Source organism: Saccharothrix espanaensis DSM 44229 (genome assembly GCF_000328705.1).
In the GTDB taxonomy this organism is placed as follows: Bacteria; Actinomycetota; Actinomycetes; order Mycobacteriales; family Pseudonocardiaceae; genus Actinosynnema; species Actinosynnema espanaense.
Window position 1 is genome coordinate 1 of record NC_019673.1, and the last position, 23,682, is coordinate 23,682.

21 protein-coding genes, 2 tRNA genes and 1 pseudogene are annotated in these 23,682 nt (G+C 70.8%); 18 read left to right on the forward strand and 6 right to left on the reverse strand.

The genetic code is table 11. The features are described 5' to 3' along the window. The 12 genes and pseudogenes from dnaA (at position 1) to BN6_RS00055 (ending at position 13,102) form a co-directional block, all read left to right on the forward strand. The gene (gene dnaA / locus BN6_RS00005) at positions 1–1,557 is read left to right on the forward strand and encodes a chromosomal replication initiator protein DnaA (protein WP_015097449.1); all 1,557 of its coding nucleotides are present in this window, start codon (positions 1–3) and stop codon (positions 1,555–1,557) included. A 975-nt stretch (positions 1,558–2,532) separates the two neighbouring features. Beyond that, positions 2,533–3,669: a DNA polymerase III subunit beta gene (dnaN, locus tag BN6_RS00010; protein WP_015097450.1), complete on the forward strand. Its 1,137-nt coding sequence runs from the start codon at positions 2,533–2,535 to the stop codon at positions 3,667–3,669. 47 nt (positions 3,670–3,716) lie between these two features. Beyond that, entirely contained in the window at positions 3,717–4,631 is a 915-nt protein-coding gene (gene gnd / locus BN6_RS00015; RefSeq protein WP_015097451.1) for a phosphogluconate dehydrogenase (NAD(+)-dependent, decarboxylating), read from the forward strand. 3 nt (positions 4,632–4,634) lie between these two features. Next, positions 4,635–5,750 (forward strand): DNA replication/repair protein RecF, encoded by a 1,116-nt coding sequence (gene recF, locus BN6_RS00020; RefSeq protein WP_015097452.1) that lies wholly within the window; start codon positions 4,635–4,637, stop codon positions 5,748–5,750. Further along, positions 5,743–6,369: a DUF721 domain-containing protein gene (locus tag BN6_RS00025; RefSeq protein ID WP_015097453.1), complete on the forward strand. Its 627-nt coding sequence runs from the start codon at positions 5,743–5,745 to the stop codon at positions 6,367–6,369. Before recF ends, BN6_RS00025 begins: the two co-directional genes overlap by 8 nt. 239 nt (positions 6,370–6,608) lie before the next feature. Next, a complete protein-coding gene (gyrB, locus tag BN6_RS00030; RefSeq protein ID WP_015097454.1) occupies positions 6,609–8,579 on the forward strand; it encodes a DNA topoisomerase (ATP-hydrolyzing) subunit B in 1,971 nt (656 codons plus the stop codon). 76 nt (positions 8,580–8,655) lie between these two features. Then, entirely contained in the window at positions 8,656–11,175 is a 2,520-nt protein-coding gene (gene gyrA / locus BN6_RS00035; RefSeq protein WP_015097455.1) for a DNA gyrase subunit A, read from the forward strand. Between the two features lie 28 nt (positions 11,176–11,203). Continuing rightward, the gene (locus BN6_RS00040) at positions 11,204–12,037 is read left to right on the forward strand and encodes a DUF3566 domain-containing protein (RefSeq protein WP_015097456.1); all 834 of its coding nucleotides are present in this window, start codon (positions 11,204–11,206) and stop codon (positions 12,035–12,037) included. Positions 12,038–12,092: 55 nt separating this feature from the next. After that, positions 12,093–12,166 (forward strand) — tRNA-Ile (locus BN6_RS00045). A 35-nt stretch (positions 12,167–12,201) separates the two neighbouring features. After that, a pseudogene (locus BN6_RS48300) lies at positions 12,202–12,318 on the forward strand (DLW-39 family protein); the annotation flags it as partial. Between the two features lie 38 nt (positions 12,319–12,356). Then, positions 12,357–12,429: transfer RNA gene (locus tag BN6_RS00050), tRNA-Ala, on the forward strand. Between the two features lie 76 nt (positions 12,430–12,505). Further along, on the forward strand, positions 12,506–13,102 hold the full coding sequence (locus tag BN6_RS00055; RefSeq protein ID WP_015097458.1) for a dihydrofolate reductase family protein: 597 nt from the start codon (positions 12,506–12,508) through the stop codon (positions 13,100–13,102). Between the two features lie 125 nt (positions 13,103–13,227). Here BN6_RS00055 and BN6_RS00060 read toward each other — a convergent pair whose 3' ends face one another. Continuing rightward, positions 13,228–13,653, reverse strand: a complete 426-nt coding sequence (locus tag BN6_RS00060; protein ID WP_015097459.1) for a DoxX family protein — start codon at positions 13,651–13,653, stop codon at positions 13,228–13,230. Between the two features lie 128 nt (positions 13,654–13,781). On the opposite strand from BN6_RS00060, the gene BN6_RS00065 reads away from it, so the two are divergent. Beyond that, on the forward strand, positions 13,782–14,336 hold the full coding sequence (locus tag BN6_RS00065; protein ID WP_084672550.1) for a DUF2020 domain-containing protein: 555 nt from the start codon (positions 13,782–13,784) through the stop codon (positions 14,334–14,336). A 106-nt stretch (positions 14,337–14,442) separates the two neighbouring features. On the opposite strand, the gene BN6_RS00070 is transcribed toward BN6_RS00065, so the two are convergent. Continuing rightward, positions 14,443–15,087 (reverse strand): hypothetical protein, encoded by a 645-nt coding sequence (locus BN6_RS00070; RefSeq protein WP_148302662.1) that lies wholly within the window; start codon positions 15,085–15,087, stop codon positions 14,443–14,445. A gap of 86 nt (positions 15,088–15,173) precedes the next feature. Here BN6_RS00070 and BN6_RS00075 point away from each other — a divergent pair, with 86 nt between their 5' ends. Further along, a complete protein-coding gene (locus BN6_RS00075; protein WP_015097462.1) occupies positions 15,174–15,731 on the forward strand; it encodes a peptidylprolyl isomerase in 558 nt (185 codons plus the stop codon). A 3-nt stretch (positions 15,732–15,734) separates the two neighbouring features. Beyond that, positions 15,735–16,595, forward strand: a complete 861-nt coding sequence (locus BN6_RS00080) for a rhomboid family intramembrane serine protease (protein ID WP_015097463.1) — start codon at positions 15,735–15,737, stop codon at positions 16,593–16,595. A gap of 66 nt (positions 16,596–16,661) precedes the next feature. On the opposite strand, the gene BN6_RS00085 is transcribed toward BN6_RS00080, so the two are convergent. Then, entirely contained in the window at positions 16,662–17,075 is a 414-nt protein-coding gene (locus tag BN6_RS00085; RefSeq protein ID WP_041311483.1) for a PH domain-containing protein, read from the reverse strand. Positions 17,076–17,289: 214 nt separating this feature from the next. After that, on the reverse strand, positions 17,290–17,556 hold the full coding sequence (gene crgA, locus BN6_RS00090; RefSeq protein WP_015097465.1) for a cell division protein CrgA: 267 nt from the start codon (positions 17,554–17,556) through the stop codon (positions 17,290–17,292). A 141-nt stretch (positions 17,557–17,697) separates the two neighbouring features. Between crgA and BN6_RS49905 the strand changes: the two genes are divergently transcribed. Together BN6_RS49905 and BN6_RS47320 are read left to right on the forward strand one after the other, a co-directional pair. After that, positions 17,698–19,260 carry a class E sortase gene (locus BN6_RS49905; RefSeq protein ID WP_015097466.1) on the forward strand — a complete coding sequence of 521 codons (1,563 nt, stop codon included), beginning with the start codon at positions 17,698–17,700 and terminating at the stop codon, positions 19,258–19,260. After that, complete coding sequence (locus BN6_RS47320) at positions 19,260–19,418, forward strand: hypothetical protein (protein WP_015097467.1); 159 nt, start codon at positions 19,260–19,262, stop codon at positions 19,416–19,418. The genes BN6_RS49905 and BN6_RS47320 overlap by 1 nt, the downstream gene beginning before the upstream one ends. Positions 19,419–19,528: 110 nt before the next feature. On the opposite strand, the gene BN6_RS00100 is transcribed toward BN6_RS47320, so the two are convergent. After that, on the reverse strand, positions 19,529–20,875 hold the full coding sequence (locus tag BN6_RS00100) for an FAD-dependent oxidoreductase (protein WP_015097468.1): 1,347 nt from the start codon (positions 20,873–20,875) through the stop codon (positions 19,529–19,531). 66 nt (positions 20,876–20,941) lie between these two features. Here BN6_RS00100 and BN6_RS00105 point away from each other — a divergent pair, with 66 nt between their 5' ends. After that, complete coding sequence (locus BN6_RS00105) at positions 20,942–21,586, forward strand: aminodeoxychorismate/anthranilate synthase component II (protein ID WP_015097469.1); 645 nt, start codon at positions 20,942–20,944, stop codon at positions 21,584–21,586. Positions 21,587–21,654: 68 nt separating this feature from the next. On the opposite strand, the gene pknB is transcribed toward BN6_RS00105, so the two are convergent. Further along, positions 21,655–23,640, reverse strand: a complete 1,986-nt coding sequence (gene pknB, locus BN6_RS00110) for a Stk1 family PASTA domain-containing Ser/Thr kinase (protein WP_015097470.1) — start codon at positions 23,638–23,640, stop codon at positions 21,655–21,657. Between the last annotated feature and the right edge of the window lie 42 nt (positions 23,641–23,682).

Below are 23,682 nucleotides of genomic sequence, written 5' to 3' on the forward strand. Positions count from 1 at the left end.
TTGTCCGACCACCAGGCCGACCTGGGTCGCGTGTGGGAGCAGGTCGTGCAGGAGCTGGCCGCCAGCACGTTGTCCCCGCAGCAGCGCGCCTGGATGCGCGTGACCCGCCCCATCGGTCTGCTCGACGGGACCGCGTTGCTGGCCGCGCCGTCCGATTTCGCGAAAGAGGCGATCGAGCGGGCGTTGCGCGAGCCGATCACGGCCGCGCTGTCGCGCCGGCTGGGCCGCGCGGTGTCCCTGGCGGTGAAGGTCGACTCACCCGAACCGGTGAACGGCCCGCCGACCACGCCGATCCCGGTGCCCGGCATCAAGCCGATGCCGATGCCCGTGCCGGGTCCGCCGACCAACGGCCTCGGCCCCGCCGAGCTCCCGCTCGGGTCCGAGGACTCCGAGACCGACGAAGAGGTGGACGAGGAGGGCGACGCGCTCGCCGCCGTCACCGAGATCTGGCCCACGTTCAGCGGCGGTGCGCCGAGCGGCACGCCGTTCACCCGGCCCGCGAACCCGGCCTCGTCGCAGACCCGGCTCAACGAGAAGTACAACTTCGACACCTTCGTGATCGGCGCGTCCAACCGGTTCGCCCACGCGGCGGCGGTCGCGGTCGCCGAGGCACCCGCCCGCGCCTACAACCCGCTGTTCATCTGGGGCGAGTCCGGGCTGGGCAAGACCCACCTGCTGCACGCGGTCGGGCACTACGCCCAGCGGCTGTTCCCCGGCATGCGGGTGCGGTACGTGTCGACCGAGGAGTTCACGAACGACTTCATCAACTCGCTGCGCGACGACCGGAAGGTCGCGTTCCAGCGGCGGTACCGGGACATCGACGTGCTGCTGGTGGACGACATCCAGTTCCTGGAGGGCAAGGAAGGCACCCAGGAGGAGTTCTTCCACACCTTCAACACGCTGCACAACTCGAACAAGCAGATCGTGGTCTCCTCCGACCGGCCGCCCAAGCGGCTGGAGACGCTGGAGGACCGGCTGCGCACCCGGTTCGAGTGGGGCCTGATCACCGACATCCAGCCGCCCGAGCTGGAGACCCGGATCGCGATCCTGCGCAAGAAGGCCGCCCAGGACCGGCTGGCCGCGCCCGCCGACGTGCTGGAGTTCATCGCCTCGCGGATCGAGCGCAACATCCGCGAGCTGGAGGGCGCGCTCATCCGGGTCACCGCGTTCGCGTCGCTGAACCGGCAGCCGGTGGACATCCAGCTGGCCGAGATCGTGCTGCGCGACCTCATCCCGGACTCGCACGCGCCGGAGATCACCGCGCCGACGATCATGGCCGTCACCGCCGAGTTCTTCAGCGTGTCCATGGACGACCTGTGCGGGCCCGGCAAGACGAAGGTGCTCGCCCAGGCCCGGCAGATCTCCATGTACCTGTGCCGCGAGCTGACCGACCTGTCGCTGCCGAAGATCGGCCAGACGTTCGGCGGCCGTGACCACACGACGGTCATGCACGCGGACAAGAAGATCCGCAAGGAGATGGCCGAGCGCCGCCGGGTGTACGAACAGGTGCAGGAGCTGACGTCGCGCATCAAGCAGCGCGCCCGCCACACCCCCTGAGTCGTCCCCACCGCCTCACCGACGGCCACCGCGGCCCGCCGCACCGCCCGGCGAGTCCGCACCGGACACCACCGACAGCCCCGCCTCCGACCCGGAGGCGGGGCTGTTCGCCGTCCGCCCGCGCCGCACCCGGGTGCGGCGTCCGGCACCCGGCTGCGGCCCGCGCGGACCCGTCCGGCACCCGGGTGCGGCCGGCGGTCGATCGCGGCGCACCCGGGTGCGGCCGGCGCGGATCGGTCCCGCACCCGGGTGCGGCCGGCCCGCGCACGGCTCGCACCCGGGTGCCGGACGGACCGGGCCGGGCCCGCCGCGGGGGTCCGGAAGGCGCTCGCGGAGGGCCGGATCCGGGCCCGCGACGGCCGTCCGGAGGGCCCGGGAACGGGCTGGGCGGCGGCTCGAACCCGGGGCGGAACCCGGGTGGCGGCGGGTGTTGCGCGGGTGAACCGGCGGCTTCGACGTTGTCCACAGGCCTGGAAAAGCACTGATCGGGCGAGATCCAGGCCACGATCACCCTGTGCAGCACCCGGGTACAACTCGGCCCACACCCGGGGATACACCCGGGGACAACTCGGCTCAACTGTGGACCGAACGGAGCACCGCCGTAGTTCTCCCCGGGTGCGGCGATCTGTCCCCGGGTGACAACCCGTGTTCGTCCACACCTCCATGGGGGTGACAAGCTGCGAGAACGCCTGTTGTCCACACAATCCACAGCCCCTACTGCTGTTGCTGTTGTCTTCCCTTGAAGAGAAGAACAAAGAAAAAACAGCGGGGGTCGGGCCCGGGGACAGCGCCCCGTCCCCGGGGGAACCCGGGTGTGGCCCCGAGGTGACGAACCGCGCCCCGACGCTCTACGGTTGAGCCTCCGCGCCGATGGTCGGAACGATCCGGCGAGGGACGCGGCTCCCCAACCCCCACCGCAACGCTCGCTGTTGTCGTGGACCATGCCGACTTGAGGACTTTGAGAGAGGACGCCTCATGAAGATCCGCGTCGAGCGCGACGGCCTGGCCGACGCCGTCGCCTGGGTCGCGCGCAGCCTGCCGTCCCGGCCGCCGGTCCCGGTGCTCGGTGGTGTTCTGCTCGACGCCGGGGCGGAGGACGGCTCCGGCGAGGCGCTCACCGTCTCCGGGTTCGACTACGAGGTCTCGGCGCAGTGCGGCGTGCCGGCCACGATCGCGGACGGCGGCAAGGCGCTGGTCTCCGGCCGGCTGCTCGCGGACATCACCAAGGCGCTGCCCAACCACCCGGTCGAGATCGCGGTGGACGGCTCCCGGATGACGATCAGCTGCGGCTCGGCGCGCTTCTCGCTGCCGACCATGCCGGTCGAGGACTACCCCCAGCTGCCGTCCATGCCGCAGGTCGCGGGCCAGCTCCCCGGCGAGGTGTTCGGCGAGGCCGTGTCGCAGGTCGCCGTCGCGGCGGGCAAGGACGACACGCTGCCGATGCTGACCGGTGTCCGGCTGGAGATCGGCGAGGGCAAGGTGACCCTGGTCGCCACCGACCGGTTCCGGCTCGCGATGCGCGAGTTCGACTGGCAGCCCGACGAGTCGCTCGGCGAGGTCGCCGTCCTCGTCCCGGCCAAGACGCTCAACGACGCCGCGAAGACGCTCGGCGCGTCCGGCGCGAAGATCGAGCTCTCGCTCGCCGCCAACGACGGCCTGCTCGGCCTGTCCGGCACCGGCCGGCGGACCACCACCCGGCTGCTCGACGCCGACTTCCCGAAGTACCGCCAGCTGCTGCCGACCGAGCACTCGGCGGCCGCGGTGATCGAGGTCGACTCGCTGGTGCAGGCGATCAAGCGGGTCTCGCTGGTCGCCGAGCGCGGCACGCAGGTCCGGCTGGAGTTCGCCGACTCGGCGCTCAAGCTCTCCGCCGGCGGTGACGACGAGGGCAGCGCCGAGGAGGAGCTCCCGGTCGACTACACCGGCGACGCGGTCACCATCGCGTTCAACCCGACCTACCTGCACGAGGGCCTCCAGGCCGTGCGCACCCCCAAGGCGCACCTGTCGTTCACCACCCCCAGCCGCCCGGCGCTGCTCAAGCCGGTGGACGAGGATGGCAACGTGGCGCCCGGCTACCTGTACCTGCTCATGCCCGTGCGCCTGCCCGGCTGATCACCCAGATCCGCTGATCACCCAAGACCCCAGGGGAGAACACGACCGTGCAGCTCGGACTCGTCGGCCTCGGCAAGATGGGCTTCAACATGCGCGAGCGGATCCGCCGCGCGGGGCACGAGGTGGTGGGCTACGACCGCAACCCGGACGTGACCGACGCCGACTCGCTGGCCGACATGGTGGACCGGCTCGCCGCGCCGCGCGTGGTGTGGGTGATGGTGCCGGCCGGTGACATCACCCGGCAGACCATCGCCGAGCTCGGCGACCTGCTGGCGCCCGGCGACCTGGTGATCGACGGCGGCAACTCGCGGTTCACCGACGACTCGAAGAACGCCGAGGCGCTGGACGCCAAGGGGGTCGCCTACGTCGACGCCGGCGTGTCCGGCGGCGTGTGGGGGCTGGAGAACGGCTACGGCCTGATGGTCGGCGGCGAGGCCGAGCACGTCGAGCGGGCGATGCCGATCTTCGACGCGCTGCGCCCGGAGGGTCCGCGCGAGGAGGGCTTCGCGCACGCCGGCAAGGTCGGCGCGGGCCACTTCGCGAAGATGGTGCACAACGGCATCGAGTACGGCCTGATGCAGGCCTACGCCGAGGGCTTCGAACTGCTGGAGGCCTCGAAGCTGGTCGAGGACGTGCCGGCGACGATCAAGGCGTGGCAGCGCGGCACCGTGGTCCGGTCCTGGCTGCTCGACCTGCTGGTCCGCGCGCTGGACTCGGACCCGGAGCTGGACGACCTGCGCGGCCACGTGGAGGACTCGGGCGAGGGCCGGTGGACCGTCGAGGAGGCGATCAACCACGCGGTGCCCGCGCCGGTGATCTCCGCCGCGCTGTTCGCCCGGTTCGCGTCCCGCCAGGACGACTCGCCCGCCATGCGCGCGGTCGCCGCGTTGCGCAACCAGTTCGGCGGCCACGCCGTGCAGGCTGCCGGTCCCTCTTCCGGTTCCGGCAGCACACAGAGCTGAGCCTTGTACGTCCGACACCTGCAAGTCGCGGACTTCAGATCGTGGGAGCAGGCGGACCTGGCGTTCGAGCCGGGGGTGAGCGTGCTCGTCGGGCGCAACGGCCAGGGCAAGACGAACCTGGTCGAGGCGCTCGGCTACGTGGCCACCCTCGGGTCGCACCGGGTCGCGACGGACGCCCCGCTGATCCGGCACGGCGCGCCGCGCGCGGTGGTGCGCGTGGCGGTGGTCAACGAGGGCCGCGAGCTGCTGGTCGAGCTGGAGATCACGGCGGGCAAGGCGAACCGGGCGCGGATCAACCGCGGTCCGGTGCCGCGGCCGCGCGACGTGCTCGGCATCCTGCGCACCGTGCTGTTCGCGCCGGAGGACCTGGCGCTGGTGCGCGGCGACCCCGGTGAGCGGCGGCGGTTCCTCGACGAGCTGCTCACCAGCCGGTCGCCTCGGTACGCCGGCGTGCGCAGCGACTACGAGCGGGTGCTCAAGCAGCGCGGCGCGCTGCTCAAGAGCATCCGGTCGGTGCGGTCGGCGGACGTGGGCACGCTCGACGTGTGGGACGGGCACCTGGCCCGGCACGGCGCGGAGCTGCTGGCGGGCCGGCTGGACCTGGTGGCCGACATCGCGCCGCACGTGGCGCGGTCCTACGCGGAGGTGGCCCCGGAGTCGCGGCCGGCGGTGATCGGCTACCGGTCGAGCCTGGGCGAGGCGTTCCCGGGCACGCACGACCGGGCGGAGCTGGAGGAGGCGTTGCTGGCCGAGCTGGGCCGGGTGCGCGGGCAGGAGATCGACCGGGGCGTGTGCCTGGTCGGTCCGCACCGCGACGACCTGGAGCTGGCGCTCGGCGAGCTGCCCGCGAAGGGCTACGCCAGTCACGGGGAGTCATGGTCCTTCGCCTTGGCGCTCCGGCTCGGCGGCTACGAGATGCTGCGTGTCGAGGGCGCCGAGCCGGTGCTCGTGCTGGACGATGTGTTCGCCGAGCTCGACCGGGGTCGGCGGCGGCAACTGGCGAAGGTGGCGGCGGCGGCGGAGCAGGTCTTCATCACCGCGGCGGTCGCCGAGGACGTGCCCGAGGAGCTCGTCGGCGCGCGTTTCGAGGTTCGCCACGGGGAGGTGCACCGTGCCTGACGAGATCCGCCAATCGGGTGTGATTGGACGCACATCTGGGGACAACCCTGTGGATGGTGTGGATAACTCGGCCACAGAAGGGCACCTGTCCACACCTGAAGTCGCACAAGAGGGTGGATTGAAGGGGTCCGACCTCGCTCGGGCTGCCTTGGAGGCCGCTCGGGCCTCGGCCAAGGAGCGCGGCACGCGGACCGTCCGCAAGGGCGGCGCCGGGGGTGCGGCCCGTCGCCGGCGGCGGCGCTGGTCGGGCGCGGGCCCGGACGACCGGGACCCCCAGCCGCTGGGCCGGCTGGCCTCGCGGATCGCCGCGGACCGGGGGTGGACCGAGCGGCTCGCCGGCGGCCAGGTGTTCGCCCGGTGGCCGAAGCTGGTCGGCGAGGACGTGGCCGAGCACGCGCAGCCCGTTGCGTTCAGTGACGGTGAGTTGACCGTGCAGGCCGACTCCACGGCGTGGGCCACCCAGCTCCGGCTGCTCCAGCGGGAGCTGTTGAAGCGCATCGCCGCCGGTGTCGGCAACGGCGTGGTGCACAAGCTCAAGGTGCAGGGGCCGGCGGCCCCCAGCTGGCGTTACGGCCCCAGGCACGTCCCGGGTCGCGGACCACGTGACACCTACGGGTGAGCTTCGCGAGGGCGTCAGCGGCGATTCTACGGCGCGGTGAGCGCTCAGCAGCCGATTCGCACCCCGGCAACCGCCGCGCGGACCCTTCCGTCTTCACTTTGGGCCGTCTGTGAGCAAACCAGAGGTGTCCTTGGTGGGTTTCTGGACGTCTCGCCCAGTAGAATCGAGGGGTATAGCGTGACCGCAGCGTCGCACCCTTCGGTGGCGAGTCGCTTGACGTCCGAGGAGACACCAGGCCCGTGGCAGCCAAGAAGAATGAGTACAGCGCGTCTTCGATCACCGTCCTAGAGGGTCTGGAGGCGGTCCGCAAGCGGCCCGGCATGTACATCGGGTCCACCGGCGAGCGCGGTCTGCACCACCTCATCTGGGAGGTCGTGGACAACTCGGTCGACGAGGCCATGGCCGGGTACGCGACCAAGGTCGACGTCACCCTGCTGGCCAACGGCGGCGTCCGGGTGATCGACGACGGCCGCGGCATCCCGGTCGGCATGCACCCCGTGGAGCAGAAGCCCACCCTGGAGGTGGTGCTGACCAAGCTGCACGCGGGCGGCAAGTTCGACAGCGACTCCTACGCGGTGTCCGGCGGCCTGCACGGCGTCGGCATCTCCGTGGTGAACGCGCTGTCGACCGCGATCGACGTGGAGATCAAGACCGACGGTTTCACGTGGAACCAGCGCTACGAGGCGACCAAGCCCGCGCACGAGCTGCGCCAGGGCGAGGCGACCGAGGAGACCGGGACGACCATCACGTACTGGGCGGACCCGGACATCTTCGAGACCACCGAGTACAACATCGAGACCATCTCGCGCCGGTTGCAGGAGATGGCGTTCCTGAACAAGGGCCTCACCATCATCCTGCGCGACGAGCGCGTGCAGGACGCCGACGTCGAGGCCGACGCCGAGGGCCACGTGGCGGCGGTGAAGGAGCGCAGGTTCCACTACCCCGGTGGGCTGGAGGACTTCGTCCGCCACATCAACCACACCCGCGAGGCCGTGCACGAGAAGGTCATCTCGTTCGAGGCCAAGGGCGAGGACCTCGAGGTCGAGGTCGCGATGCAGTGGAACACCGGCTACACGCCGTCGGTGTACACCTTCGCCAACACGATCAACACGCACGAGGGCGGCACCCACGAAGAGGGCTTCCGCGCCGCGCTGACCCGCGTGGTCAACGAGTACGCGCGCGAGAAGAAGCTGCTCAAGGAGAAGGACACCAACCTCACCGGCGACGACATCCGCGAGGGCCTGGCCGCGATCATCTCGGTCAAGCTCAAGGAGCCCCAGTTCGAGGGGCAGACGAAGACCAAGCTGGGCAACAGCGAGGCCAAGTCGTTCGTGCAGAAGTCGGCCAACGAGCACCTGGCCGACTGGTTCGAGCGCCACCCGAACGAGACCAAGACCATCGTCACCAAGGCGGTCTCGTCCGCGCAGGCCCGGATCGCCGCGCGCAAGGCCCGCGAACTGGTCCGCCGCAAGGGCGCGCTGGACATCGGCGGCCTGCCCGGCAAGCTCAAGGACTGCCGCTCCACCAACCCGGAGGAGTGCGAGCTCTACGTCGTGGAGGGCGACTCCGCGGGCGGCTCGGCCAAGGAGGGCCGGGACTCCATGTTCCAGGCGATCCTGCCGATCCGCGGCAAGATCATCAACGTGGAGAAGGCGCGCATCGACCGCGTGCTGAAGAACAACGAGGTCCAGTCGCTGATCACCGCGCTGGGCACCGGCATCCACGACGAGTTCGACCTGAGCAAGCTGCGCTACCACAAGATCGTGCTGATGGCCGACGCCGACGTCGACGGCCAGCACATCCGCACCCTGCTGCTCACCCTGCTGTTCCGCTTCATGCGCCCGCTGCTGGAAACCGGTCACGTCTACCTCGCGCAGCCGCCGCTGTACAAGATCAAGTGGCAGCGGCAGGAGCCGGAGTACGCCTACTCCGACCGCGAGCGCGACGGCCTGATGCAGCAGGGCCTGGCCGCGGGCAAGAGGATCGGCAAGGACGACAACATCCAGCGCTACAAGGGTCTCGGCGAGATGAACGCCGAGGAGCTGTGGGAGACCACGATGGACCCGGCCAACCGGGTGCTGCTCCAGGTGACCATGGACGACGCGGCGACGGCCGACGAGCTGTTCAGCGTGCTGATGGGCGAGGACGTCGAGGCACGCCGCTCGTTCATCACCCGCAACGCCAAGGGCGTGCGGTTCCTGGACGTCTGAGCGTCCGCGTTAGCCCACTTCGGGTCAGCCCACTCCGGGTCAGCCCACCCCGGCCGGCGAACAGGAAAGAAGAACCGTGACTGAGACGACGCTGCCTCCTGGCGGTGGTGACCGCACCGAGCCGCGCGATCTCCAGCAGGAGATGCAGAACTCGTACATCGACTACGCCATGAGCGTGATCGTCGGACGAGCGCTGCCCGACGTGCGCGACGGCCTCAAGCCGGTGCACGTCCGCGTCCTGTACTCGATGTACGACTCGGGCTTCCGCCCGGACCGCAGCTACAACAAGTGCGCCCGCGTCGTCGGCGACGTGATGGGCAACTACCACCCGCACGGCGACTCGGCGATCTACGACGCGCTGGTCCGCCTCGCCCAGCCGTGGGCGCTGCGCTACCCGCTGATCGACGGCCAGGGCAACTTCGGCTCCCAGGGCAACGACCCGGCAGCCGCCATGCGCTACACAGAATGCCGCCTCACGCCGTTGGCCATGCAGATGCTGGCCGACATCGAAGAGGACACGGTCGACTTCCGGGACAACTACGACGGGCGGATCCAGGAGCCGACCGTCCTGCCGTCGCGGGTGCCGAACCTGCTGATCAACGGGTCGTCCGGGATCGCGGTCGGGATGGCCACCAACATCCCGCCGCACAACCTGCGCGAGGTCGCGGACGGCGTGGTGTGGGCGCTGGACAACCCGGAGGCTCCCGACGAGGAGACCCTGGAGGCGATGATCGCCCGGATCAAGGGGCCGGACTTCCCGACCCACGGGCAGATCCTGGGCACCTCGGGCATCGAGGACGCCTACCGCACCGGGCGCGGCTCGGTGAAGATGCGCGCGGTGGTGGAGATCGACGAGGACGGCAAGGGGCGGACCATCCTGGTCGTCACCGAGCTGCCCTACCAGGTGAACCCGGACAACCTGGTGGAGAACATCGCGAACCTGGTCCGCGACCAGAAGCTGACCGGCATCGCGAACATCGCCGACGAGTCGAACAAGCGCATCGGCATGCGGATCGTGGTCACGCTCAAGCGGGACGCGGTCGCCAAGGTCGTGCTGAACAACCTCTACAAGCACACCCAGCTCCAGTACTCGTTCGGTGTGAACATGCTGTCGCTGGTCGACGGGGTGCCGCGCACGCTGCGCCTGGACCAGATGATCCGGCACTACGTGAAGCACCAGATCGAGGTCATCGTCCGGCGCACGCGCTACCGGCTGCGCAAGGCCGAGGAGCGCGCTCACATCCTGCGCGGCCTGGTCAAGGCGCTCGACCACCTGGACGAGGTCATCGCGCTGATCCGCCGGTCGCAGACGCCGGACATCGCGCGCACCGGCCTGATCGAGCTGCTCGACGTGGACGAGATCCAGGCCAACGCGATCCTGGAGATGCAGCTGCGCCGGCTGGCCGCGCTGGAGCGGCAGAAGATCATCGACCAGTTGGCCGAGATCGAGGTCGAGATCGCGGACCTCAAGGACATCCTGGACAAGCCGGAGCGGCAGCGCGCGATCGTGCGCGAGGAGCTGCTGGCGATCGTGGAGAAGCACGGCGACGACCGGCGCACGAAGATCGTGCCGTTCGACGGCGACGTGTCGATGGAAGACCTGATCGCGGTCGAGGACGTCGTCGTCACGATCACCCGCACGGGCTACGCCAAGCGCACCAAGACCGACCTGTACCGCTCGCAGAAGCGCGGCGGCAAGGGCGTGCAGGGCGCGCAGCTCAAGCAGGACGACATCGTGCAGCACTTCTTCGTGTGCTCCACGCACGACTGGATCCTGTTCTTCACCAACAAGGGCCGGGTGTACCGGGCCAAGGCCTACGAGCTGCCCGAGGCGAACCGCAACGCCCGCGGCCAGCACGTGGCGAACCTGCTGGCGTTCCAGCCGGACGAGGAGATCGCGCAGGTCATCCAGATCAAGAACTACGGCGTCGCGCCGTACCTGGTGCTGGCCACCAAGAAGGGGTTGGTGAAGAAGTCGAAGCTGTCCGACTTCGACTCCAACCGATCGGGTGGTCTTATCGGCATCAACCTGCGCGACGACGACGAGCTGGTGGGTGCGGTGCTCTGCTCGGCGGAGGACGACCTGCTGCTGGTGTCGGCGGACGGCCAGTCCATCCGGTTCCACGCCGGCGACGAGGCGCTGCGGCCGATGGGCCGCGCGACCTCGGGCGTCCTGGGGATGCGGTTCAACTCCGGTGACGAGCTGCTGTCGATGGGCGTGGTGCAGGAGGGCCTGTTTGTTTTGGTGGCCACCGATGGTGGGTACGCCAAGCGCACGCCGATCGAGGACTACCCGGTCCAGGGTCGCGGCGGCAAGGGCGTGCTGACCATCCAGCACGACCGCCGGCGTGGGAGGCTTGTCGGCGCGCTCATCGTCGACGTCGACGACGAGCTGTACGCCATCACCTCCTCCGGCGGGGTCATCCGGACCAGCGCCGTGGAGGTGCGCAAAGCGGGCAGGCAGACGAAGGGCGTCCGGTTGATGAACCTCGGTGAAGGCACCACTCTCATCGCGGTGGCACGCAACGCGGAAGAGGCCGGAGACGTCCCCAGTGGTGACGGCGGGGAACCGGTCGACGGCGACCCCGCCAACTAGCGCGCGAACGAGAGGTTGAGGACTGCTCGTGAGTTCACCCGAGAAGCCAGAGGACAAGACCGCGGTGATCACCCGGCCCAGTGCCGAGTCGACACCGGAGCAACCGACGGTGCAGGCCTCATCGGGTGGGTCCGCCGCGCCGCCCGCCACCCCGCCCGCCACGCCGGCGGGCGGGACCCCGGCGGCGGAGCCCGCGGCGGCCGAGCAGGAGGCACCGGCCGCGCCGCCGCCCTGGCAGCGCGTGACCAGCGACGCCCGCTACGGCGAGGCGCAGCAGGTCGGACCGGGTGACGTCGCGCCCGAGCAGGCCACGGTGGAGGTCGGGTCGCAGCCCGCGTACCCGGCCTCCGACCCGGACACGGTGGCGGTGGCCCGCCCGGCGGTGGGCGGGGCGGGCGCGCCGGGCGGGCTGCTCGGCTCGGCCCGCACGTCGGTGAACCTCGGTGCGGCGAACGGCCGGCCGGCGCAGTCCGGGCCGTCGACCCGCCGCCCCGGTCGGGGTCCGCGCCGGGCGAGTTTGCAGGTCAAGCGGGTCGACCCGTGGTCGGTGCTGAAGCTGGCGCTGGTGCTGAGCGTGGCGCTGTTCTTCGTCTGGCTGGTCGCGGTGGGCGTGCTCTACGGCGTGCTGAACGGCATGGGCGTGTGGGACAAGATCAACAACACCGCGAACGACCTGTTGCAGGGCAACGAGGCCACCGGTGACCCGTTGATCAGCGCGGGCCGGGTGTTCGGCGTGGCGGCGATCGTCGGCGCGGTCAACATCGTGCTGTTCACCGCACTGGCCACGGTCGGCGCGTTCGTCTACAACGTGTCGGCGGATCTCGCGGGCGGACTGGAAGTGACCTTGTCCGAACGCGAGTGACCCCGGATTTGGGGCCACGACAGTGGATCGTGTACTGTTGCGGTCGTTGCCCCGAGGGCCTATAGCTCAGGCGGTTAGAGCGCTTCACTGATAATGAAGAGGTCGGAGGTTCAAGTCCTCCTAGGCCCACCGGAAGTTCCGCAGGATTGCAGAGGGGAAATGCTGTGAAGAAGATCATCGCACTTGTCGCCGTCGCCGGTGCGGTCCTGTTCTTCGTCAAGCGCAACCGCTCGGCCAAGGCCGACGCGGACCTGTGGCGCGAGGCCACCGCTCCGACCGACTGAACCCGCGCCGGGCGGAGTGCTGCCGCTCCTCGCGAGGGGACGTAGCTCAATTGGCAGAGCACCGCCTTTGCAAGGCGGGGGTTAGGGGTTCGATTCCCCTCGTCTCCACGTACTCAAGGCTCGCGTACCGCGCGGGCCTTTTGTCGTTTTTGCCGGTTGCCGTGGAATTCACCCGGGAGTGCCCATGGGCTTGGTCACGTGCGGTGTCGCGGTGTCGGTGGACGGCTACGTCGCCGGTCCGGGCCAGTCGTTCGACACCCCGCTCGGCGCGGGCGGCGAGCAGCTGCACCGCTGGATGTTCGAGCAGGGCGACCGGCACCCCGCCGAGCTGCGCGCGTTGACGTCGGCCGGCGCGTACGTCATGGGCCGCAACATGTTCACGTCCGGCCGTGGCGAGTGGGACCTGGACTGGCGCGGCTGGTGGGGCGACGAACCGCCGTACCACGGGCCGGTGTTCGTGCTGACCCACTTCCCGCGCGAGCCGGTGGAGATGCTCGGCGGGACCACGTTCCACTTCGTCACCGACGGCATCGGGTCGGCGCTGCGCCAGGCCCGCGCGGCGGCGGGCGACCGGGACGTGTCGATCGCGGGCGGCGCGGCCACCGTGAACCAGTACCTGGCCGCCGGTCTGCTCGACGAGCTGTGGCTGCACATCGCGCCGGTCGTCCTCGGATCGGGTGAGCGGCTGTTCACCGACGTCGGCGACCTGGCGCTGGAACCGGTCGAGGTGCGCGGCACCGACCTCGTGACGCACGTGCGCTACCGGATCGGGCAGAAGTAACCGGCCGGGAGAGCTAAGGCCGCCGGGGCAGCGACGCCGGCCGGGAGCAGGTGGGCGGGCCGAGGTCCGCCGGACGCGGAAGGGGCGGGCGTCCGGTGACGCCCGCCCCTTCCGCGTTCAGCAGGTCAGGCGTTGGCCAGCGTGGCCGAGCGGTTGTCCTGCTTGCGCGAGGCGATCACCTTGTCCAGCGCCCAGGAGCCGGGGCCGGTGAACACCAGGAGCAGGAAGACCCAGGCGTACACGGCGGCGAGTTCGCCGTGGTTCTGGATCGGCAGCAGCCCCTCGGGCTGGTGCACCACGAAGTAGGCGTACGCCATCGCGCCGGACGAGATCAGCGCGGCGATCCGCGTGCCCAGCCCGAGCACGATCAGCGCGCCGCCGACGAGTTCGATCAGCCCGGCCGGACCCGCCGGCCAGGAGGTGATGGACACGCTTCCCTTCGAGCCCAGCACACCGAACAACTTCTGTGCCCCGTGACACACGAACAACACGCCGACGACGATCCGGAACACAGCAAGGGCGTGGTCACGACCGCGGTCAATGACGTTCATCAGGGTCAGTCCTCACATCGCAGGGCGGCCTTGGCAGGGGTAAGGACAAGCTAACCCTCCTAACGTTGCGTGCCTAGGTCGTCACCCTGTCGATTCGCTGTTGGGATTGATGATTGACTGGCAGCCCTATGAACCAAGCGCTGCGCATTGCCCTGCCATCCCTGCTGGTCCTCGGCGCGCTGACCGCGTGCGGCTCCGGGGAACCGGCCAAGACCACCTCGCCCGCCCCGCCGGCCACGTCGGTTGCGCACTCCTCCGCGCCCGCGCCGGCCGGCCCGCCGCCGGTTCCGGAACCGGCCGCGGCCGGAACGTGCCCCTACCTGGAGAAGTCGTTCGTCGCCGAGGCCAACGGCCAGTTGGTGCGCGAGGTCCGGCTGTCGGCCGACCAGCCGCGACCGGCGTGCTTCTTCTACGCGAACGCGACCGACGTCCAGCTCTCCGTCTGGGTGTTCGAGGGCGACGCGAAGACCGCGAAGGCGGTGGTCGACCGGGCCGCGCCGGTCGCCGACTCCAGCCCCGCGTCCGCGCCCGCCGGCTGGGCGGGCGGCTCGCTGAGCGGTGCGCAGGGCGCGGTGTACGCGGTCGCGAAGGACGGCGCCGCGGTGGTCGTGACCAGCAACCAGCAGCAGAGCATCAAGGCGAAGCGGATCGCCGAGACCGTGATCGGGAACCTGGGCCTGTGACCCGAGCGACCGCGCCGGCCGCCTCGGGGTGAGGTGGTCGGCGCGGTGCGGGGGACCGGCGTCCGCGCCGGTCGGGTGCTTTCGGCGGACGTCCGCGACCGGCGCGTCAGTGCCGGTCGGAGACGCCCTGGTCGGCCGGGCGGCCGTTGCGGGCGGCGTGCTCGGCGGTCGTGCGGTCGGCGGTCGTGCGGTCGGTGCTCGTGCGGTCGGTCACGGGCGGCTCGACCTGCTCGTCGACCTCCTCCAGGTGGACCTCCTCCGGGCGGCGGGTCAGCGCCACGTACCCGGCGACGGCCACCGCGGCCACCAGCCCGAGCAGCCACGGCCACTTGCGGCTCTTCTTCGGCCGCTGGGCGGCCGCGAAGTCCTTGCGGGCCTGCTTGGCGGCCTTGCGCACGTCCTTGGCCCGGATCCTGGTCTCCTTGCGGGCCCGGTCGGCGACCTTGGCCACGTCCTTGCGGACGCCCTTGGCCTTCTTCGCCAACCGCTTGCGGCTCTTGCGGGTCGACTTCTCGACCTCCTCGGCCTTCTCCACCAGCGCGCCGGCGCGGTCCGCGACCACGCCGCGCACGTGCTCGGCGGTGACGCCGCGTTCGGCGAGCTTGCCCTCCGCCCGTTCGGCCCACGTGACGGCGGCATCGGCACCGGCGTGACCAGCGCGGACCGCACCGCGGCGAACGGCGCGCAGGCCTGTGCCGACCGCCTTGCCCACCGACTCCCCGGCTCGGGCCATTGCGTCCACCTCGTCCATGTCGCGCTCCACAAGCTGTCGGTCAGTCACCCTCCGGCAATACCCATCCTGCCCCTTCCCGAACCTTCCCGCTCCCGGATGGCACGATGGTGTGCGTGGCAGACAGCAACGACTCGCTCGTCGGGACCAAGTTGACGGCCACCCTGCACACCTCGCAGGGTGACATCAAGATCAACCTCTTCCCCGACCACGCGCCCAAGACCGTGGCCAACTTCGTCGGCCTGGCCGAGGGGACCAAGGACTACACCGAGCCCAACGCACGGGGCGAGAACTCCGGCCCGTTCTACGACGGCTCGGTCTTCCACCGCGTCATCGCGGGCTTCATGCTCCAGGGCGGCGACCCGACCGGTACCGGCCGCGGCGGTCCCGGCTACAAGTTCGCCGACGAGTTCCACCCGGAGCTCCAGTTCAGCAAGCCGTACCTGCTGGCGATGGCGAACGCCGGGCCCAACTCCAACGGCTCCCAGTTCTTCGTCACGGTCGCGCCGACCACGTGGCTGAACTTCAAGCACACGATCTTCGGCGAGGTGGCCGACCAGGACTCGGTCAACGTGGTGAACGCGATCGGCAACGCGCCGACCGGTTCCGGTGACCGCCCGGTCACCGACGTGGTGATCGAGAAGGTCTCGATCGAGCGCGCCTGAGCGATGACCTCGCCTGCTGCCCCCGGTGACCCGGTCGGTGCCGCCGCCTGCGTGCGGCACCCGGACCGGGCCACCGGGTTGCGGTGCGCCCGGTGCGACCGCCCGGCGTGCCCGGAGTGCCTGCGGGAGGCCTCGGTCGGCTTCCACTGCGTCGACTGCGTCGCCGAGGGCCGCAGCACGGTCCGCCGCGGCCGGACGTTCGTCGGGGCGGAGTTCTCCCCGAAGCTGATCGCCACCCCGGTGCTGATCGTGCTCAACGTGCTGGCCTACGCGGTGACGGCGGTCCAGGCGGGCAGCGTGTCGAACAACGCGGCCTCGCCGCTGTTCGCGGACTTCGTGCTGTGGCCGGTCGGCATCTTCTACGGCGAGTGGTGGCGGCTGCTCACCTCGGGGTTCCTGCACTACGGGCCCGCGCACCTCGGGCTGAACATGATCGCCCTGTACGTGCTGGGGCGTGAGCTGGAACCGACGTTCGGCAAGATCCGGTTCCTGGCCCTCTACCTGGTCTCGCTGCTCGGCGGCGGGGTCGCGGTGTACCTGTTCGGCCACGTCAACACGCCCGTGGCCGGTGCGTCCGGCGCGGTGTACGGCCTGATGGGCGCGATGCTGGTGGCGGTGCTCAAGCTCAAGCTCAACCCCGGTTCGGCGCTCGGCGTGATCGGCCTGAACCTGGTGCTGAGCTTCACGCTGCCGGGCATCTCGCTGCTCGGCCACCTCGGCGGGCTGCTGGTCGGCGCGGCGGTGGCCGCCGGGCTGGTCTACGCGCCGGCCGCCAACCGCGACCGGTACCAGATCATCGCCGTGGTCGGCGCGGTCGTGCTGCTCGTCGTGATGGCGTACGTGCGGACCGGCCAGCTGGGCTGACCGGTCCGCACGGACCACCACGCAAACGCTTGGCCCTGTGGGCTCAGGTCGGGGTCGTGGTCGACCTCACGGCCTGAGGGCGTGCAGCACGTCGGCCACGTCCCGCGGGTCCGCGCCCAGGTCGGTGATGGTCAGCACGTAGAGCTGCTCGTCCTCGCCGCGCTCCCAGTCCAGCTCCAGCGTGGTCATCTCGCGACCGAGCCGGCGGGTGTGCGCGAGCTTGACCTTCACCTCGTGCCACGGCAGGTGGCGCGGTCCGGTGACGGTGCGGACGGTCAGCCCGGTGTCGTCGACGGCCAGCTTGGGCCGCAGGAACGTCCCGTAGGCCGCCAGAGCGGCCAGGAACGCGGTCGCGGTGCCCAGGAGCAGCCTCGTGGTGGGTTCGGCGCTCAGCAGGGCCGTCAGGAGCGCGGCGGCGGCCAACGCCCAGGCGACGCCGACGACGGCAGGTCTCGGGGACCAGGAACGGGGTTCGGTCACGCCTTCGAGTGTTCCCCATGTGGACAACTGGAGGGCTCTACCTCCGCTTGTGCAATCTGGCGCAAAGTTGTCCACAGGAGTTGTCCCCATTGGGGATGAGTTACACCGCTGTGCTTCGGTGACCCTCGGGTGAACTGGGTGAACGACCGGTTGACGCACGACGGCCCGGACGTGGTGCACGTCCGGGCCGTACGCCACGTGGCGTAGCGAGTGGTCAGCGCCACCGCATGGTCATCAGCAGTCCCACGATCATCAGGGCGAACCCGATGCCGAAGTTCCAGCTCCCGAGGTCCATCATCACCGGGACCTGCTCGCCCGCGATGTAGTTGACCACCAGCCACGCCAGGCCGAGCAGCATCAGACCGAGCATCACGGCGATGTAGACCGGGTGGGACGGACCGGCCGCCTTCACCTTCACCGGGGTGCGGCGATCGGTCGGCGCCGTGTACACGGCCTTCTTGCGGACCTTGGACTTGGGCATTCTGTCCTCGCCTGACGGGGGTGGATGAGCTCCCAGTGGCGCGAGTTTACGTCCACTGCTGGATGAACACGTTAACGTAGCCGAGCAGGTCACTGAAGAGCACTGCGCAGTTCTGGAACGTTCGGACCGGGAGGATTTTCGGTGAGCCACGACCCGCCCCCGCCGCAAGGCGGCCCGTCGGGCCCGCCGCCGGGCCGGCCGCCCCGTCCCAGGCCAGGGGACCGCCGACCCGTCGCACCGCCGCCGCCGGGGCCCGAGGAGGTCACCCGGATCTCGTCGGGGAGCTGGGACGAGCCTTCGGTCCGCGGCCCGCTCGTACCCCCGGACGGCCCACCGCGCGCCGTCGACCCGCGCGCTCCCGGCCCCCGCCCGGACGGCCCGTCGCTGAGCGGCCGGCTCACCGGCGACGACCGCGGCCCGCGCGGCGAGGCCGTGCCGCCGCCCGGTCGCGCGCCCCGGCCCGAGCCGCCGGCCGACGCCACCCGGTACACCAACGCGTTTTCCGGCAGCCTCCCGCCGCCCCCGGGCCCGAACCAGACCGGCCCGCACCGCGCCCGACCGCCGCACCCCGGGCCGGCGCACCCCGGACCGGCGCACCCCGGGCCGCCCCAGCCGGGATCGGCCCAGCCGGGATCGGCACCGCTCGGATCGGCACCGCTCGGGCCTGCCCAGGCCGGACCTCTCCACGCCGGACCTCCCCGGGCCGGGCTCGGGCCGGCCGGCGCGGTGCCGCCCGGTGCGCGGCCGGCACCGCCGCGCCGGCCCCGGCCCGTCGACCCGCCGACCGAGGTCATCGCCCCGGTCGTGGACGAGTACGACGACGAGTACGACGACTACGACGACAGCTACGACGACGAGTACTACGACGACGTGGAAGACGACCACGAGGAGCCCGCCACGCCACCCAAGGACAGCGCCGCCCGCAAGACCGTCCGCGCGGTGGGCGAGCTGCTGATCACGGCCGGCCTGGTGATCCTGCTGTTCGTGGTCTACGAGGTGTACGTCACCGACCTCATCTCGGCCGGCAAGCAGGACGACGCCACGCACGCCCTGGACGACAAGTGGGGCGCGAACACCGTCGAGCCGACCGACGAGCAGCGGCAGGCCAAGTACGACCTGATCGCGGGCCAGGCGTTCGCCAAGATGTACATCCCGGTGTTCGGCCCGGACTACAAGTTCTCCGTGGTCGAGGGCACCACCGACAAGGACCTGGAGATCGGGCCCGGCCACTACGTCAACACCGCGCTGCCCGGCAACCCCGGCAACTTCGCCGTCGCCGGCCACCGGGTCGGCAAGGGCGCGCCGTTCAACGACCTCGACCTGCTGGAGTCGTGCGACGCGATCGTGGTCGAGACGCAGACCGACTGGTTCGTCTACCGGATGCTGCCGAAGTCCGCGGAGATCGCCGGGTGGGCGCAGAGCGACAAGGCCAAGGCGAAGACCTGCGAGAAGGTCTCGCCGCTGGGCGGGTCCTACGACAAGACCGTCGGCCAGGAGATCGTGCTGCCCACCCAGGGCGAGGTGATCAACGCGGTGCCGCACTTCACCGGGACCGCGCCCGAGGCGCAGCAGGCGGCGCTGATGACGCTGACCACCTGCCACCCGAGGTTCTCCGACAAGCAGCGGCTGATCGTGCACGCGGTGCTGACCCAGGCCTACCCCAAGGCACCCGGGTTCGTGCCCGAAGAGCTCAAGGAGCAGTGATGTACGGCTGGATCTGGCGGCACCTGCCCGGCCCGCTGCCGGTGCGCGTGCTCGAAGCCCTGGTGCTGGTGGCCGGGGTGGTGGCGCTGCTGATGTTCGTGGTGTTCCCGTGGGCGGAGCCGAAGCTGCCGTTCAACAACGTGACGACCGCCCAGTGACGACTGCCCAGTGACGCCCGCCCGGTAAGGGCGCGACAAGACGGCCGGAGCCCTCGTGCGGGCTCCGGCCGTGGCGTGCGGGTCGGGCGGTGCGGGTCAGGCAGCAGGCGTCAGGCGCGGGAGACGTCGGTCATGGTCGCCCGGTCCACGACCTTGACCCGGTCGCGGCCCTGCTCCACGCCCAGCGCGATCTCGTGCGCGTCGAGCTTGCGCCAGCCGTCGACCGTGGTGAACGGGATGGCGCGCTGCTCCAGGAACCGGACCACGGCGTCCGGGTCGGCCACCGGGGCCTCGGGCAGGTTCGGCGCGTCGGCGAGCAGGCTGGTCACCGTCTCCAGCGCGTCGCCCTTGGTGTGGCCGATCAGGCCGATCGGGCCGCGCTTGATCCAGCCGGTGACGTAGACCCCGGTGATGGCCTGGTCGTCCAGGTCGAGCACCCGGCCCGCCTGGTGCGGCACGGTGCCCGAGGTGTGGTCGAACGGCAGGCCCGCGAGGTGCGTGGACAGGTAGCCGACCGCGCGGTAGACCGACTGGACCGGCCAGTCGGTGAACTCGCCGGTGCCCTCGACGCCGCCGTCACCGGTCAGCCGCATCCGCTCGGTGCGCAGGCCGGTGACCGAGCCGTCCGGGCCGAGCACCTCGACCGGGGCCTCCAGGAAGTGCAGGTGCAGCCGGCGCGGCCGGTCGCCGACGTCGCGGATCGCCCACTCCTGGAGGGTCTTGACCACCATCTCGACCTGCTTGTTGGACCGGATGGAGGCCATGCTCGCGGCGCAGAAGTCGATGCCCTCGGGGTGCACGATGACCTCGACGTTGGGCGAGTGGTCGAGTTCGCGCAGCTCCAGCGGGGTGAACTTGGCCTGGGCGGGCCCACGCCTGCCGAACACGTGCACGTCGGTGACGGGGCTGGCCTTGAGGCCCTGGTAGACGTTGTCCGGGATCTCGGTGACCAGCAGCTCGTCGGCGGTCTTGGCCAGGATGCGGGCCACGTCGAGGGCGACGTTGCCGACGCCGAGCACGGCGACCTGGGACGCGGTCAGCGGCCAGTCGCGCGGCACGTCCGGGTGGCCGTCGTACCAGGAGACGAAGTCGGCCGCGCCGTACGAGCCGTCCAGGTCGATGCCGGGCAGGTCGAGCGCCCGGTCCTTCTCCGCGCCGGTGGAGAAGATGACGGCGTCGTAGAGCTGGCGCAGGTCGTCGAGCTTGAGGTCCACGCCGTACTCGACGTTGCCGAAGAACCGGATCTCCGGCCGGTCGAGCACCCGCTGGAGGGCGGTCACGATGCCCTTGATCCGCGGGTGGTCGGGTGCGACGCCGTACCTGATCAGGCCGTAGGGCGCGGGCATCCGCTCGAACAGGTCGACGGAGACGTCCGCGTCCGACTTGGTCAGGATGTCGGCGGCGTAGATGCCCGCGGGGCCCGCGCCGACGACGGCGACGCGCAGAGAACGTGTCATGAGTATAGGTTAGGTGAGCCTAAGCTCACTTCTGACGAGAGGTTGGTCACGGCTACGCTGACGCCCATGCGCGTGCTCGTGGTCGACAACTACGACAGCTTCGTCTACAACCTCGTCCAGTACCTGGCCCAGCTCGGGGTCGAGTGCGTGGTGCGGCGCAACGACGCCGTGGAGCTCGACGAGATCGGCGAGGTCGGCGGTGTGCTGGTCAGCCCCGGCCCCAGCACCCCGGACAAGGCCGGCCGGAGCATGGAGGTCATCCGGCACTGCGCCGACCGCGGCGTCCCGGTGTTCGGCGTGTGCCTCGGCCACCAGGCCATCGGGGCGGTGTGGGGCGGCACGGTCGACCTCGCGCCGGAACTCCTGCACGGCAAGACCTCGGTCGTGCACCACGACGGCGTGGGCGTGCTGGCCGGTGTGCCCAGCCCGTTCACCGCGACCCGGTACCACTCGCTGACCGTGCTGCCCGACACCATCCCGGCGGAGTTCGAGGTCACCGGCCGCACCGACACCGGCGTGGTGATGGCCATGCGGCACCGCGAGCTCCCGGTCGAGGGCGTCCAGTTCCACCCCGAGTCCGTGCTCACCGAGGGCGGCCACCGGATGCTCGCCAACTGGCTGCGCGTCTGCGGGTTCGAGGTCCCCGAGGGGACGGTGTGCCAGCTGGAGAACGGGATGCGCGAACTGGCCGCGGCGGCCCGCCAGGTCTGACCCCGGCCCACCCGACGACGAAGGCCCCTCGCTCCGCGGAGCGAGGGGCCTTCCCACGTCCGCCGCGGCTACCGGCTCGTGGGGACGATCTTGAAGTCGAACACCTTGACGTTGATCCGGGCGTTCTTGGCCAGCGGCTGGTCGGGCCTGATCTCGGCCTCGGCGATCTTCTTGTCCTGGCCGATCTCGGTGGTCGGGATCCGCTCCGAGACGTTCAGGTCGCCGGTCCAGCCGAGCTGGCTGAGCTTCGAGCGCGCCTGACCCTCGGTCATCCCGGTCAGGTCCGGCATCAGGAACTGGTTGCCCTTCGACACGCTCAGCGTGACGATCGAGCCCTTCTCGGCCCGGCCGGGGGCCGGGTTCTGGGCCACCACCTCGCCCTGGTCCTTCGGGCTGTCCACGTCCTTGGCCTGCACCCTGAACCCGTTGCCCTCCAGCGTCTCCTTGGCCCGCTGGAGGGTCTGGCCGGTGACGTCGGGCACCTGCACGGTGTCCGGGCCCTTGCCCAGGGTGATCGTGATCGTGCTGCCCTTGGCCGCCTTCGTGCCCGGCGCCGGGTTCTGGTCGGCGACCTTGCCGATCAGCTTCGCGTCCTCGACCTCGGTCGGCTCGGCGGCCTGCTTGAAGACCCAGTTGCCCTCTTCGAGCTTCTTCTGCGCGTCCGCGGGCGAGAGGCCCCGCACGTCCGGGACCTCGACCGCCTCGGCGGGCGCGCCGACCACCACGGTGATCTTGGAGTACTTCTCGACCTCGCGGCCCGACGCCGGGTCGGTCTCCAGCACCTGGCCGATCTGCTCGGCCGCGCAGGTCGGCGTCCCGGTCGGCGCGGGCTGGCACGGCCGGTTCACCAGCACCGGCTCCAGGCTCAGCCGGCGCAGCTCGTCGGACGCGGACGCCGCGGTCTGGCCCTTCAGGTCCGGGATCGGCACCTTGACCGTGCCGGCGGTGTTGTCCTTGTTCAGCAGCGAGGTGGTGATCCAGGCGGCCAGCGCGAGCACCGCGACGCAGAGCAGGACGACCAGCGTGATCATGATCGTCTTCTTGCGCCGGGCCTTGCGCTCCGCCTCCTCCTCGGCGATCGGGTCGTAGTCGTCGGGCTCCTCGCGCAGCGCCGACGGGCGGTGCCGGCCACCGGAGGCCACCTCGGTGCGCGGCGACTGGTTCAGCACCGCGGTGCGGTCCTCGGGCGTCATCACCGCGGGCGCCGACGGGCGCTGGCCGGACAGCACGCGCACCAGGTCCGCGCGCATCTCGGCGGCCGACTGGTAGCGGTTGGCCGGGCCCTTCGCCATCGCCTTGAGCACGATCGCGTCCAGCGCGGGCGTCACCTTCGCGTTCAGCGACGACGGCGGCTTCGGGTCCTCGCGCACGTGCTGGTAGGCCACCGCCACCGGCGAGTCGCCGGTGAACGGCGGTTCGCCGGTCAGCAGCTCGAACAGCACGCAGCCCGACGCGTACACGTCGGACCGGGCGTCCACCGCCTCGCCCCGGGCCTGCTCGGGCGAGAGGTACTGCGCGGTGCCGATCACCGCGGCCGTCTGGGTCACCGCCGCCTGGCCGTCGTGCACGGCGCGCGCGATGCCGAAGTCCATCACCTTCACCGCGCCGGACCGGGTGATCATCACGTTGGCCGGCTTCACGTCCCGGTGCACGATCCCGTGCCGGTGGCTGAAGTCCAGCGCCGCCGAGACGTCGGCCATGATCTCCATGGCGCGCTTGCCGGTCAGCGGCCCCTGCGTCTTGACGATGTCGCGCAGCGTCCGGCCGTCGACGAACTCCATCACGATGTAGGGCAGCGGGCCGTACTCGGTGTTGGTCTCACCGGTGTCGTAGACGGCGACGATGGCGGGGTGGTTCAGCGCCGCGGAGTTCTGGGCCTCCCGCCGGAACCGCTCCTGGAACTGGGTGTCGCGGGCGAGGTCGGCACGGAGCACCTTGATCGCCACGTCCCGGCCGAGCCGCACGTCGCGGCCCTTGTGGACCTCCGACATACCGCCGTAGCCGAGGGTCTCACCCAGTTCGTAGCGGTTGGAGAGCAGTCGCGGAGTGCTCATCAGTGCTTCGTCCCGCTCCTCGTCAACGGTCCTGCCATCGCT